The 13,843-nt window shown below is 61.3% G+C and carries 13 protein-coding genes; 11 read left to right on the forward strand and 2 right to left on the reverse strand.

Annotated features, from left to right (window positions below):
• Window positions 1–102 precede the first annotated feature (102 nt).
• The 7 genes from LOY67_RS00825 (at window position 103) to LOY67_RS00855 (ending at window position 8,348) form a co-directional block, all read left to right on the forward strand.
• On the forward strand, window positions 103–1,116 hold the full coding sequence (locus LOY67_RS00825; RefSeq protein ID WP_265065513.1) for a sulfate ABC transporter substrate-binding protein: 1,014 nt from the start codon (window positions 103–105) through the stop codon (window positions 1,114–1,116).
• A gap of 188 nt (window positions 1,117–1,304) precedes the next feature.
• Window positions 1,305–2,123, forward strand: coding sequence for a sulfate ABC transporter permease subunit CysT (gene cysT, locus LOY67_RS00830; RefSeq protein WP_175363839.1), 819 nt, complete (start codon window positions 1,305–1,307; stop codon window positions 2,121–2,123).
• A 12-nt stretch (window positions 2,124–2,135) separates the two neighbouring features.
• A complete protein-coding gene (cysW, locus tag LOY67_RS00835; RefSeq protein WP_265065514.1) occupies window positions 2,136–3,005 on the forward strand; it encodes a sulfate ABC transporter permease subunit CysW in 870 nt (289 codons plus the stop codon).
• Window positions 3,006–3,008: 3 nt separating this feature from the next.
• Window positions 3,009–3,998 carry a sulfate/molybdate ABC transporter ATP-binding protein gene (locus LOY67_RS00840; protein ID WP_265065515.1) on the forward strand — a complete coding sequence of 330 codons (990 nt, stop codon included), beginning with the start codon at window positions 3,009–3,011 and terminating at the stop codon, window positions 3,996–3,998.
• A 257-nt stretch (window positions 3,999–4,255) separates the two neighbouring features.
• Window positions 4,256–5,620, forward strand: coding sequence for a cytochrome C (locus tag LOY67_RS00845; protein ID WP_265065516.1), 1,365 nt, complete (start codon window positions 4,256–4,258; stop codon window positions 5,618–5,620).
• Complete coding sequence (locus LOY67_RS00850) at window positions 5,617–6,135, forward strand: sorbitol dehydrogenase (RefSeq protein ID WP_265065517.1); 519 nt, start codon at window positions 5,617–5,619, stop codon at window positions 6,133–6,135. Before LOY67_RS00845 ends, LOY67_RS00850 begins: the two co-directional genes overlap by 4 nt.
• Window positions 6,132–8,348 (forward strand): GMC family oxidoreductase, encoded by a 2,217-nt coding sequence (locus tag LOY67_RS00855; protein WP_265065518.1) that lies wholly within the window; start codon window positions 6,132–6,134, stop codon window positions 8,346–8,348. Before LOY67_RS00850 ends, LOY67_RS00855 begins: the two co-directional genes overlap by 4 nt.
• Before the next feature lie 142 nt (window positions 8,349–8,490).
• On the opposite strand, the gene LOY67_RS00860 is transcribed toward LOY67_RS00855, so the two are convergent.
• Complete coding sequence (locus LOY67_RS00860) at window positions 8,491–9,015, reverse strand: DUF962 domain-containing protein (RefSeq protein ID WP_265065519.1); 525 nt, start codon at window positions 9,013–9,015, stop codon at window positions 8,491–8,493.
• Window positions 9,016–9,100: 85 nt separating this feature from the next.
• Here LOY67_RS00860 and LOY67_RS00865 point away from each other — a divergent pair, with 85 nt between their 5' ends.
• The 3 genes from LOY67_RS00865 (at window position 9,101) to LOY67_RS00875 (ending at window position 11,377) form a co-directional block, all read left to right on the forward strand.
• Window positions 9,101–9,787, forward strand: coding sequence for a Crp/Fnr family transcriptional regulator (locus LOY67_RS00865; protein ID WP_265065520.1), 687 nt, complete (start codon window positions 9,101–9,103; stop codon window positions 9,785–9,787).
• A 110-nt stretch (window positions 9,788–9,897) separates the two neighbouring features.
• Window positions 9,898–10,146, forward strand: coding sequence for a helix-turn-helix domain-containing protein (locus LOY67_RS00870; RefSeq protein ID WP_201869661.1), 249 nt, complete (start codon window positions 9,898–9,900; stop codon window positions 10,144–10,146).
• The gene (locus tag LOY67_RS00875) at window positions 10,139–11,377 is read left to right on the forward strand and encodes a type II toxin-antitoxin system HipA family toxin (protein ID WP_265065521.1); all 1,239 of its coding nucleotides are present in this window, start codon (window positions 10,139–10,141) and stop codon (window positions 11,375–11,377) included. Before LOY67_RS00870 ends, LOY67_RS00875 begins: the two co-directional genes overlap by 8 nt.
• Before the next feature lie 126 nt (window positions 11,378–11,503).
• Here the strand turns inward: LOY67_RS00875 and LOY67_RS00880 are convergent, their stop codons facing one another.
• A complete protein-coding gene (locus LOY67_RS00880; protein WP_265065522.1) occupies window positions 11,504–12,508 on the reverse strand; it encodes an AraC family transcriptional regulator in 1,005 nt (334 codons plus the stop codon).
• Between the two features lie 100 nt (window positions 12,509–12,608).
• Between LOY67_RS00880 and LOY67_RS00885 the strand changes: the two genes are divergently transcribed.
• Window positions 12,609–13,682, forward strand: a complete 1,074-nt coding sequence (locus LOY67_RS00885; protein ID WP_265065523.1) for a fatty acid desaturase — start codon at window positions 12,609–12,611, stop codon at window positions 13,680–13,682.
• Window positions 13,683–13,843: the final 161 nt, after the last annotated feature.

The raw sequence follows: 13,843 nt of genomic DNA on the forward strand, positions 1-13,843 counted from the left end.
CCCATGGGGACTGGATGCAGGAACTGCCCCAGGCTGCGGTCTTTTCAAGGCCACCCGATCTGCCAGAAGCCATAAGAAACCAGAATTCCAGGAGCTTTCACCATGTCGCCAATTCGCCGTTATGCCCTGGCCGCCCTGGCCAGCGCTGTTTTCGCAGGTTCCGCCGTCGCGAAGGACTACGAACTGCTCAACGTGTCCTACGACCCGACCCGCGAGCTATACCAGGATTACAACGCCGAATTCGTCAGTTTCTGGAAGCAGACGCACCCGGATGACAGCGTGAAGATCCAGCAATCCCATGGGGGCTCGGGCAAACAGGGCCGGGCGGTGATCGATGGGCTGCGGGCCGACGTCGTGACCCTGGCCCTGGCCGGCGACATCGATGAAATCGCCAAGCTGGGCAAATCCCTGCCGGTGGACTGGCAGCAGCGGCTGCCGGAAGCCAGCACGCCCTACACCTCCACCATCGTGTTCCTGGTGCGCAAGGGCAACCCCAAGGGTATCAAGGACTGGGGTGACCTGATCAAGAATGACGTCTCGGTCATCACCCCGAACCCGAAGACCTCCGGCGGTGCCCGCTGGAACTTCCTTGCGGCCTGGGCCTATGGCCTCAAGGCCAACGGGGGTGACGAGGCCAAGGCCAAGGAATACGTGCAGGCGCTGTTCAAGCATGTGCCGATCCTCGACACCGGCGCCCGCGGTTCGACCATTACCTTCGTCAACAACGGTCAGGGCGACGTGTTGCTGGCCTGGGAAAACGAAGCCTTCCTGGCGCTGAAAGAAGAAGGGGGCGCCGACAAGTTCGACATCGTCGTGCCGTCGTTGTCGATCCTCGCTGAGCCGCCAGTGGCGGTGGTGGACAAGAACGCCGAGAAGAAAGGCAACCGCGAAATCGCCGAAGCCTACCTCAAGCATCTGTACAGCCCGGCTGGTCAGGAAATCGCCGCGAAGAATTTCTATCGCCCGCGGGACAAGGACGTGGCCGCCAAGTACGCCCGGCAGTTCCCGAAACTGGAGCTGGTGACCATCGACAAGGACTTCGGCGGCTGGAAAACCGCCCAGCCGAAATTCTTCAATGATGGTGGGGTGTTCGACCAGATCTATCAGGCGCAGTAAGCTGGACAGAGTTCGATTCAGGCTACCGGGCTCAACCCTGTAGGAGCTGACGAGTGCAACGAGGCTGCGATCTTTCGACTGCCAATTGAGTCGAGAGTGAAAGGTCAGGATCAAAAGATCGCAGGCTTCGCCAGCTCCTACAGAACACACCAGGAGCAAGCTTCCTCGCCATACAACCAAGGACTTTTATGTCGCGTCGCATCTCCCCCGTCATACCCGGCTTCGGGCTGACGCTGGGCTACACCCTGGTGTACCTCAGTCTGATTGTGCTCATACCGCTGGCGGCGATGTTCGTGCATGCCGCCCAACTCACCTGGGACCAGTTCTGGACGATCATTTCGGCGCCGCGAGTGCTGGCGGCCTTGAAGCTCAGCTTCGGCACCGCGTTGTGCGCCGCGATCATCAATGGCGTGATCGGCACGCTGCTGGCCTGGGTGTTGGTGCGCTACACCTTTCCCGGCCGCAAGATCATCGACGCGATGATCGACCTGCCGTTCGCCCTGCCCACCGCCGTGGCCGGTATCGCCTTGACGGCGTTGTACGCACCGACCGGCCTGGTCGGCCAGTTCGCCACCGACCTGGGCTTCAAGATCGCCTATACCCCGCTGGGCATCACCCTGGCGCTGACCTTCGTGACGCTGCCGTTCGTGGTGCGCACGGTGCAGCCGGTGCTGGCGGATATCCCGCGTGAGGTCGAAGAGGCTGCCGCCTGCCTGGGTGCCAAGCCGTGGCAGGTGTTCCGCCATATCCTGATGCCGGCGTTGTTGCCGGCCTGGCTGACCGGCTTCGCCCTGGCGTTTGCCCGTGGCGTGGGCGAGTACGGTTCGGTGATTTTCATTGCCGGCAACATGCCGATGAAAACCGAGATCCTGCCGCTGCTGATCATGGTCAAGCTCGACCAATACGACTACACCGGCGCCACCTCCATCGGCGTGCTGATGCTGGTGGTTTCCTTCGTCCTGTTGCTGCTGATCAACCTGCTGCAGCGGCGCATCGAAACCCCATAAGGAGGCGCGAGCATGTCCCAATCGTCTATTTCCGCGACCTCCACCAACGCCGCCCGCCGCGGCAGCGCGACGTCGCGACGAGTCCTGATCGGCTTTGGCTGGTTGTTCTTTGCGCTGTTCCTGCTGTTGCCGCTGTTCATCGTGGTGTCCCAGGGCCTGAAGCTCGGCCTGGGGGCATTCTTCAGCGCGATCTTCGAACCCGACGCGTTGTCGGCGCTGAAGCTCACGGTGATCGCGGTACTGATTTCGGTGCCGCTGAACCTGGTGTTCGGGGTCAGCGCCGCCTGGTGCGTGAGCAAGTATTCGTTCCGTGGCAAGAGCATGCTGGTGACCCTGATCGACCTGCCGTTCTCGGTTTCGCCGGTGATTGCCGGCCTGGTCTACGTGTTGATGTTCGGTGCCCAGGGCCTGTTCGGGCCGTGGCTGTCGGACCACGATATCCAGATCGTGTTTGCGCTGCCGGGTATCGTGCTGGCGACGATTTTCGTCACCGTGCCGTTCGTGGCCCGTGAGCTGATCCCGCTGATGCAGGAGCAGGGCACCCAGGAAGAAGAGGCCGCGCGCCTGCTGGGCGCCAATGGCTGGCAGATGTTCTGGCATGTCACCGTGCCGAACATCAAGTGGGGTCTGATCTATGGCGTGGTGCTGTGCACCGCCCGGGCCATGGGCGAATTCGGCGCGGTGTCGGTGGTGTCCGGGCACATTCGCGGAGTGACCAACACCCTGCCGCTGCACGTCGAGATCCTCTACAACGAATACAACCACGTGGCCGCGTTCGCTGTGGCGAGCCTGTTGCTGATCCTGGCGCTCTTCATCCTGCTGCTCAAGCAGTGGAGCGAAAACCGAATCAACCGCCTGCGCGCCAGCGCCGCGGAGGAATAAGTCATGTCGATCGAAGTGCGTAACGTCAGCAAGAATTTCAACGCGTTCAGGGCCCTGGACGACATCAGTCTGGACATCCGGAGCGGTGAGCTGGTGGCGCTGCTGGGCCCGTCGGGCTGCGGCAAGACCACGCTGCTGCGGATCATCGCCGGCCTGGAGACCCCGGACCAGGGCAACATCGTCTTTCACGGCGAGGATGTCTCCGGCCACGATGTGCGTGATCGCAACGTCGGCTTCGTGTTCCAGCACTACGCCTTGTTCCGCCACATGACGGTGTTCGACAACGTCGCCTTCGGCCTGCGCATGAAACCCAAGGGCCAGCGCCCGACCGAAAGCCAGATCGCGACCAAGGTTCACGAGCTGCTGAACATGGTGCAACTGGACTGGCTCGCCGACCGCTACCCCGAGCAACTCTCCGGTGGCCAGCGCCAGCGTATCGCCCTGGCCCGCGCACTGGCGGTAGAACCCAAGGTGTTGCTGCTGGACGAGCCTTTCGGTGCCCTCGATGCCAAGGTCCGCAAGGAACTGCGCCGCTGGCTGGCGCGGCTGCACGAGGACATCAACCTGACCTCGGTGTTCGTGACCCATGACCAGGAAGAAGCCATGGAAGTCGCTGACCGCATCGTGGTGATGAACAAGGGCGTGATCGAGCAGATCGGCTCGCCGGGCGAGGTGTATGAAAACCCCGCCAGTGATTTCGTGTATCACTTCCTTGGTGACTCGAACCGCCTGCACCTGGGGGAAGACCGGCATGTGCTGTTCCGTCCCCACGAAGTCTCGCTGTCGCGTTCTGAGCTGGAAGATCACCACGCCGCCGAAGTGCGGGACATTCGTCCGCTGGGCGCAACAACTCGGGTGACCTTGAAAGTGGAGGGCCAGAGTGAACTGATCGAGGCTGAAGTGGTGAAGGATCACGACAGCCTGGTGGGATTGGCGAAGGGTGAGACGCTGTTCTTCAAGCCGAAGGTCTGGCAGAAGGTCGCCAACCTTTAAGATCAAGCGCATCGCGAGCAGGCTCGCTCCCACAGGGATCGTGGTCTCCTTGTGGGAGCGAGCCTGCTCGCGATGGCGTCCTCCACCACACCGCCATCTGAATCCGAATAACTCCTCCCGGCTTTGCTTCGATTGGTTCTACCTCCACACCTCTTCTTGCATAAAACCCTACCTAGACTCTGACGTGCCAGGAGGCAGTGAGAGTCCATGACGGACCGGTGTGATTTCCTGGCGCCCTGATGCCAAGGAGATCAAGCATGAGAATGGAAGTCAGTCGGCATGGCCCGCTGGGCTGTGCCTTGTTCGGCGTTTTGCTGTGCCCCTTCGCCAGCGCCGCCCCCTCGTTGTCGCCGCAGATACCCTTCGATGTCACGGCTACTCAACCTATCTCCCTGGCCAGCCTGCAAGGCAATTTCGATGAACTGTCGTGGCAGACCTTCATCGCCCTGAACTGGCCGGCCCTGGACAACGGCAATCCCAATACCGGCACCACCATTGGCAAGCAGGATGGGGCCACGGTCTGGGAAAGCTGGAAAGAGAGCTACCAGATTTTCCGCGCCAAGGGCCAGACACCCTTGCCCTGGGATGCGCCGGCGACGCTTCCCGAGGTGTGCAAGCAGCTCAAGCCTGGGCGGTTGCTGCAGCAGATGGGCAAGGTCCCCGACATGCTGGATGAGTTTATCCAGCCCTTCGATAGCGGCCCGCTGGTGGATCAGAACGGCGCTTATACGCGCAACGAAATCGTGGTCAACCAATCGATGTTCAACGGGATCGTCGACAACGGTCTGTACAGCATCGAAGGCCAGCAGAAATTCTTTGCCGCGAAAAAGACCAACACCGTGGCGTTCAGCTGTGGCTCCAACGACACGAGCGAGGTCGGCTCGGTGATGGTGAAGGCATCCTGGAAGGTACTGGGCGCCAACGACCGTCCGCAGGATTTCCACACGGTCGACGCGTTGGTCTATACGCCGGGCAACAGCGACCCGAGCCACGGGCCGATAGTCGAGGAGTCGTGTGCGTCCCAGTCGGTCGGTCTGGTGGGCTTGCACATCGTCCATAAGACCGCCAACGCACCGCAGTGGGTCTGGTCGACCTTCGAGCACGTGAACAACGTGCCGGAGCAATCCACACCGGTGGCGCAGCGCAAAGGCCCGTACCTGTTCTACAACGCCTCCAGCGACAGCCCGGTCAACCATCCTCCGCCACGGCCATGGAATCCGGCCGTCAAGGCGACGCCTTCGCAGATCGTGCGCGAAGTGCCGCTGACCGGGCCCACCAACGACTTGAACGCCCATTACCAGGCCCTGTTGCGCACGGCCAACCCGCAGAGTGTCTGGGCCAACTATCAGTTGGTCAGCACCCAATGGCCGAGCGCCACGCCGCCACCGAACTGCCAGATTTCAGCCGCCAACCCGCTGGGCAATCCCGCTCCCCCGTTCCTGGCCAACGCCACGCTGGAAACCTACATACAGGGCACCACGCCCCAGGCATCTTCCAGTTGCATGGCCTGTCATGGCAACGCAGCCACCCATGTCACCGAATCCCCGCGTACCAGCTTCGCGGACTTCACCTATTTGCTCGAACGCGCGCAGTCCACTTCCGGACAAGGAGCCAAACAATGAGCACTGACCTGGACAATTTCGTCGGCCTGTCATCGGCCCTGACCGGTATTCCCATCGCGCGCCTGGCGCCACAGCTCGACCCGATAGGTCTGCCACCACTCTTTCTCAATTACGTCACCCCACGCATCACCACCGATGTGCTCAACCCGTTGCTGACGCAGTACGCCACGTTGGCGGCCGACAAGGTGCCTCCGGATAAGATCGCCCAGCAGGTGCTGGTCACTACGCAACCGACCCCCAACTCCGTGCTGGCGGCGCGTTCAATCATGAAGCTCTGGTTCCTGGGTGTCTGGTACCAACCGTATGACGCGGGGAATTACAAGAAGGGTGACTCGGCGGTGGTGTCCGACCAGGCGTATATCAACAGCTGGGCCTGGAAAGCTGCCCAGGCTCACCCAATGGGCTACAGCGAATCGTTCTTTGGCTACTGGAACGAACAGCCGCCGAGCCTCGAGGACTTGACCGGCGTACCCGCCACCGCATCCTCCGATGCACAACAAGGAGACCGGTCATGAGTACTGAACAAGCCGAAGTGGTGATCGTTGGCGCCGGACTGGCCGGCAGCATTGTCGCCTATCAACTGGCCATGGCCGGGGTGGAGGTGCTGGTGCTCGAGTCGGGACCGGAGATCCCGGTCAATCGGGCTCAATACCTGGAGCGGTTCTACACGACCACGCTGAAAACCCCGGAATCGCCCTATCCACCCGTCACCAGCCTGGACCCGCCCCGTGACCCGGCCGGGCAGAACGCCCCACGTGCGACCATCGCCGACCTGATCCTGGGCTGGGACAATCCAAAAGTCAGTTACCTGGTGCAGAAAGGCCCGATGCCCTTCACCAGCACCTATGAGCGAGTGGGCGGCGGGACCACCTGGCACTGGGTCGGAACGAGCCTGCGCATGGTGCCGAACGATTTTCGCCTGAAATCCTTGTACAACGTCGGGGTGGACTGGCCTATCGGCTACGATGACTTGCAGAGCGCCTATTGCCGGGCCGAAGCGGAAATCGGCGTCTCGGCCAACGTCGCCGACCAGGCGTACCTGGGCATAACCTTTCCCGAAGGCTACGCCTTCCCGATGCACAGCATTCCGTTGTCGATGGTTGACGGCAGTTTTGTCGCGGCGGTGACGGGGCAGACCTTCGACGGCTTGCCGCTGGTGGTCAGTCCGACACCGGCTGGACGCAACTCCGAGCCCTACGCGGGACGCCGGGTGTGTGCCGGCAATACCAACTGCACACCGATCTGCCCGATCCAGGCCAAGTACGACGCCACGGTGACGATGACCAAGGCCCTGGCCACCGGCAAGGTCAAGGTGCTGTACCGAACCGTGGCGAGCAAAGTGACCGTGGGTGCGGACAACAATGTCAGCGGTGTGGAGTTTATGCAGTATCAATTGGGTGACGGACCGGTCACCGGCACTGGCGTGGCCCTCGGCCAACGTTATGTGATCGCCGCCCATGCCATCGAAACCCCCAAGCTGTTGCTCAACTCCGCCACGCCCGCCTGGCCCAAGGGCGTGGCCAACAGCAGTGGTCAGGTGGGACGCAGCCTGGCCGACCACCCGATCTACCTGGCGTGGGGCCTGATGCCTGAAGGCAAGGCGATTTTTCCGTACCGCGGTCCCCTGTCCACCGCGGGTATCGAGAGTCTGCGAGACGGTGCCTTTCGCAGTCAGCGAGCGGCGTGGCGCATTGAAATCGGCAATGAGGGCTGGAACTGGCCGGCCAACGATCCCTACAACACGGTGGCCGACTTCATCGACGGCACGAACAACAACTGCGTCAACCCGGTGAACCCGAACCAAGATCCCAAAGCCCCTTCTGAAGCGCTTTATGGAACAGCGCTGGTGCAGAAACTCAACGACATCTTCATCCGTCAGTTCCGTATCGCGTTTCTGGTAGAGCAGGTGGAAGACGATCCCGATAACGCCAAGTGCTACATCGTGCCGTCCGCCGACTACAAGGACCTGCTCGGCATTCCCCGGCCGGAAATCCACTATGAACTGTCCAAGTACACCCAGAAGGGGTTCCTGGAGGCAAAACGGCTGGCCACTCACATTATCAAAGACCTGCTTGGCGCCGTGGAGCTGACCCAGCCTCTTAAGCCGGGGACGTTCACTTACAACGAACCTATGAGCTTCCAAGGTGCCGGGCACCTGATGGGCACCTATCGCATGGGCAGTGACCCGGCCAAATCGGTGGTCGACAAAGACCAGCGCAGTTGGGATCACAAGAACCTGTTCCTGGTGGGCGATGGTGTTTTCCCCAGCAGCGGGACCTCGAATCCGAGCCTGACCATCGCGGCGTTGTCGTTCCAGGCCGGGGATACCCTGGCCAATGACTTGAGGGCCGCGGCGGCGGTAGTTGTGGCGGACAAGGCCTGGCAGGGAACTGGCGTGCAGATCGACGGTGTCGTGCCGCGTCGTGCCCGCTGGATTCTGGGCTTCTGGAACGCTAGCCCGGACAGTGGATGGGTGGATGGAAAAGGTAATCCGAACTACACCGCCAAGTCCGGTTATACCTTGCCGGGTGCTGCCGAAGGTGCCTTGATCGGCCGTGTCGGCGACAACGGAACCCCGTTCCTGATCGGCGATCTGGCGCAGATTCCGACTGGGGAGAAAGGCGAGCTGCAACTGTGCATCAACGATGACCTGAACGGGGAGTACGGGGCGGGGCTGAGTGATAACCAGGGCGCGCTGACGGTGGGGATCGAGTTCGGCACCCTATAACCCTCGAGGGGTATGCAAACCTTTGTGGGAGCGAGCTTGCTCGCGATTGCGTCCTGCCAGTCACCGCGTGTTGACTGACCCACCGCTATCGCGAGCAGGCTCGCTCCCACAGGGTTCGCCCAGACAGCCTTGTCGTTGTCGATCAGGCGGCCGAGCGCTGGTTACGCAAGGCCACCGGGCCGGCGCGTTCCTCGATGGCCTGCTTCAGCTCGCTGCGCAGTCCCAGCAGGAATCCTGCCTCGACCACCACGAACAACGGCCCGACGATCAACCCGGTCAGGTCATCGACGAACGCCGGTTTGCGGCCTTCGTAATAGTGGCCGACAAACTGAATCACCCAGCCCACCACAAACATCCCCAGGCCACTGCCCAGCCATACCGATGTGCTTTGCGCGGCCAATACCTGCCCCAGCCACACGGCCAAGCCCAACAGCAGCGTCATCAGCACACCCAGGCGCAACTCCAGGCGCAGGTAGAACCAGGCACTGGCCGCCGCGACCAGCAGCGCCGGCGACACCAGCACTGCACCCACTGGCCAGGCCGGCCGTGACAGCAGCACGGCGACGGCAACGAAAATCAGCGGAATGCCAATGAAGTGGCTGGCGATATTGCGCGGGTCGCGGTGATAGGTGGCGTATTGACTGAGATGATCGACGAGGCTTTTCATTGTTGTTCCTCCTGAGGTGATGCCTGCATGATGCCCAGGATCTACAAGGCGCTCTGTCAGTTAGCCGACACTTGCGGGAGTTTCCATGAATTCGCACCCCTGGCATTCGCACCTGATGGCCGGCCACTGGTACAGCCATTTGCCCGCCTCGTTACAGGATAGCCTGCTGGACATGTCGCGGGTGCGCCGCCTGTTGCCGGGGCATCGGCTGTTCCAGCGCGGCGATCCACCGTGCGGCCTGTACGCCGTGCTGGAGGGCGCGGTGCGGGTCGGCTCGGTGAATGAACACGGCAAGGAAGCGCTGCTGAGCGTGGTGGAAGCGCCCCACTGGTTCGGTGAAATCTGCCTGTTCGACGGCCAGCCACGCACCCATGATGCGCTGGCCGTGGGGCAGTGCACGCTGCTGCACCTGCCCCAGGCGACGTTGCTGGCCTTCCTCGACCAACACCCGGCCTACTGGCGGCATCTCGCGTTGCTGATGAGCCACAAACTGCGCCTGACCTTCATCAACCTCGAACACCTGAGCCTGATGCCTGCCCCGGCACGCGTTGCCCATCGCCTGCTGCTGATCGCCGAAGGCTACGGCGAAATCGAACCGGCGCGTCAGGTCCTGCAACTGTCCCAGGAACAACTGGCGCTGATGCTCTCGCTGTCACGCCAGACCACCAACCAGATCCTCAAGGACTTGCAGGCCCAAGGCATTCTTCACCTCGGTTATGGCGAGATCGAGATTCTTGATATCGGGCGGTTGCGGGTTTTTACCGCGATTTGAGGGCCCCCGAAAAATTTGAATACGCTACACTCGTGCGTGAATTGAACTAAATACAATGCAATATTCATTAAAGTAATGCTTTTGCATTGTATATGATGCGGATTATCAGTATGAAAACGCTCGGTGAATTGATCAGGCGACTCCGTAAAGAGCGGAATCTCTCCCAAGAGGCTTTGGCAGCTCAATACGGTATGAGCCGTGCCACGATTTCGGGTATCGAGAACAACACCATTCCTGAAGTTGGGATCCGTAAGGTCGAAGCGATCCTCAATGGTTTTGGCTACGAGTTGGCCGCCATTGCTCGACCCTCGAAACGTCCAACGCTCGACTCGCTGAAAAAGGAGTCTTTCCATGGCTGACGAGCAAGGACTGGACAGGTTGCAGGTCTCGGTCAGCGAAACGGCCGTTGGCACTCTTGGGCGGGGTCAGATGCGCAGCGACTCGGTATTTTCTTATGCTGCCAACACGACTGAAGAACAGTCCGTTTCGCTGACCATGCCCGCGCGTCTTGAAAGCTATGACTGGGAATCAGGGGTACCGCCGATTTTCGAAATGAATTTGCCCGAAGGTGCCTTGCGTGACGAGTTGGTTCGTCGTTTCAGCAAAGCGGTCCGAGGTTTCGATGACTTTTCCATGCTTTCCATCGTGGGACCCCATCAACTGGGTCGGGTTGGTATCGGTCGCTTGCGGAGCGAGGTCGGACCGCCCGAAACCAGTCTGGCGGACTTGTTGGTGCATGACGGGGCCGAAGGGCTGTTCGAGGATCTGCTGCACACTTATGGGCAGTATTCCGGTGTCTCGGGAGTACAACCCAAGGTTCTGGTGCGTGACAGTGGGACGGCAATCGATCGGTTGACCCATCGGGGGGCCACGCATTTGATCAAGGCTTTTCGCTCCGACGAGTTCCCGGAACTGGCCGCGAATGAGTTTTTCTGCATGCGGGCCGCCCTGCACTCGGGGCTTGAGATCCCCGAACTCGAGTTGAGCGAACGCGGAAAATTTCTGATCGTGAAGCGCTTTGATTTACCGGGGCCCGGGAATTATCTTGGTTTTGAGGATTTCTGTGTGCTCAACGGCGCACCATCCAGGACCAAGTACGACGGCTCATATGAAGGAGCGGCCCGGCAGATCAAGGCATTCGTCTCACCTCATTTACTCAATCAGGCGCTGGAGTCCTTGTTCAAGATCGTTGCACTCTCGGCCGGCCTGAAAAATGGCGATGCACATCTGAAGAATTTCGGAGTGCTATATGACCATTGCGGCGCGGATGCGTCTATCAGGCTTGCGCCAGCCTATGACATCGTCAGCACTGCAGTGTATATCCGCAATGACAACATGGCGTTGTTGCTGGGCGGCTCAAAAGCCTGGCCAAAGCACAAAATGCTTACACGGTTTGGTCGTTCGGCGTGCAACCTGACCGAAGGACGCTGTAATGAGCTGATAGAGCAAGTGATCCATGGGATGGACCTTGCTAGGGTGGAAATGCGCCATTACATGAGTGCTAACGAACGGTTCAGAGCAACCGGGGAAGCCATGACAGAGGCTTGGACGGCCGGGCTCCAACGCAGCCTCAAGCCCTCGGTCGACTGACCCATCGCCTTCGCGAGCAGGCTCGCTCCCACATGGGTCTGTGTTCGCCATGATATCCACAGCAACGCCTATCCCCTGTGGGAGCGAGCCTGCTCGCGAAGGGGCCAGCCCAGCTATCGCAGATCCCTAACGCAACCCCTCCCGAAACTGCCCCGGTGTCATCCCGGTCCAGCGCTTGAAGGCGCGGCTGAAGCTGCTGGCGTCGGCAAAGCCCAGCAGGTAGCCGACTTCACTCAGCGAGCATTGGGGATCGCGCAGGTGCAGCAGCGCCAGGTTTTCCCGGCACTCGTTGAGCAGCGCGTCGAAGCGGCAGCCTTCGTCGGCCAGGTGTCGTTGCAGGCTGCGCAGGCTCAGGTGCATGGCTTGGGCGATGCGTTCGGCGCTGGGTTCGCCTTCGGGTAACTGGGCCTCGATGGCGGCACGTACCTTGCGCTCCCAAGTGAGCGGCTGGAGGTGGGCGAGGGTGCGCTTGAGCACCGCTTCATTGTGTTCGGCCAGTTCCGGGTTGGCGTCGTCCAGGTGGCTGTCGAAGTCGGCGAGGCTGAACTCCAGGTAATCCTGTTCGGCGGCGAAATGCACCGGCGAGCGAAACACTTTATGCCAGGGCGCCGGGTCCGCCGGTTCAGGGCGTCGCAGGTACACCGCCAGCGGTGCGTAGTCGCGCCCCAAGCGGTTACGGCAGGTGCGCACGTAAATCGCGGCGAACGCGTCGATGGCTTCGAAGGCCGGCACAGGGCGGCCCTGGGGCAGGTCAAGGGTGAAGCGATAACGGTCCTCGCAGCGGCTCAGTTGCAGCGTCAGTGCATCGCTGACCACCGGGTGATAGCGCACGATGCGCTCGAACACTTCCCGCAGGCTGCCGCTGGCCACCAGGGCGTAACCCAATGCGTGAAACGTCGTGGGACTGACGAAGCGCGATACCCGCAGGCCGATTGCCGGATCGCCGCTGGCCTGCACCGCCAGCGCCCACAGGCGGGTGGTGGCTGAAAGCGGGTAGCGGGCGTTCGGGTCGTCCATCAGTTGCGGGTCAAGGCCGGCCTCAAGGCACAAGGCATGGCCATCCAGGCCCAACGCATCGAGCTGTTTGCGCAGGGCGCGGGTCCAGCTGGCGAGGGTGGTCGGTTCAGTCATGGCGATTGGCGCTTGCGGTCAACAGGTTGGCGTCTACGGCTACCACCCGGCGGCGCAACGCTCGTCAGGATGAGCACATCTCTAACAGAGGATTTAAGCCATGCATGGCCGTAGCGCAAGTCCCGAGCGATTGAATGCACCACAGCGATCCGCCCATATTCGCCAGGTGGTATTGGCCCATGGCGAAGAATTGCGCCGACGCTACCCGATTCTGCTGCATCAGGATGCCTTGGGTGCGGGCATTCTGGCGTTTGCCCTGGCGGGAATGATCGGCTCGGCGTTGCTCTACATCAACGGCCATCTGGCCGGCTGGGCGTGCCTGCTGCTCAACGCTTTTTTCGCCTCGCTGACCCACGAGTTGGAGCATGACCTGATCCACAGCATGTACTTTCGCAAGCGGCGCTTGCCCCACAACCTGATGATGGGGCTGGTGTGGCTGGCGCGGCCGAGCACCATCAACCCGTGGATCCGGCGACATCTGCACCTCAATCACCACAAGGTCTCCGGCACCGAGGCCGACCTGGAAGAGCGGGCCATCACCAACGGCGAGCCCTGGGGGCTGGCGCGGTTGCTGATGGTCGGCGACAACGTGATGTCGGCCTTCATCCGCCTGTTGCGGGCCAAGACCTGGGCGCACAGGCGCAGCATCCTCAAACGCACGCTGAAGGTGTACTTCCCACTGGCGTTGCTGCACTGGGGGGCCTGGTATATGTTCCTCGGTTTCCATGGCGCCAATGGTGTCGCTGGCCTGTTCGGTATCTCGATTGACTGGTCGGCGGACACCCTGGCGATGATGCACGTGATCGACATCGCGGCGGTGGTGATCATCGGCCCAAATGTACTGCGCACCTTCTGCCTGCACTTCATCAGTTCCAACATGCATTACTACGGCGACGTCGAGCCGGGCAATGTCATCCAGCAAACCCAGGTGCTCAACCCCTGGTGGCTGTGGCCGTTGCAGGCGTTCTGCTTCAACTTCGGTAGCAGTCACGGGATCCATCATTTTGCGGTGAAGGAGCCGTTCTACATCCGTCAGTTGACGGTGCCGGTGGCCCACAAGGTGATGCGCGAGATGGGCGTGCGATTCAATGATTTCGGCACTTTTGGCCGGGCGAACCGGTTTGCGGGCGAAGAGGAATCAATGCCGCAAGAGGTGAATACTGCTCGAGTCTGAGGACGCCTTCAAACACGTCGTCGATATACCCACAGTCCGTGGCGAGGGAGCTTGCCCCCCTCGCCACGCTGATTCCCCGGAACAACACCCCAGCCCCTCGGCCAGAGCAGGCTTGCGTATAACGACTACGCTCATCCTCTCGTCGCCCCATCCCAAAAAGC

Origin of the sequence: Pseudomonas sp. B21-056 (assembly GCF_026016325.1) — a bacterium.
In the GTDB taxonomy this organism is placed as follows: Bacteria; Pseudomonadota; Gammaproteobacteria; order Pseudomonadales; family Pseudomonadaceae; genus Aquipseudomonas.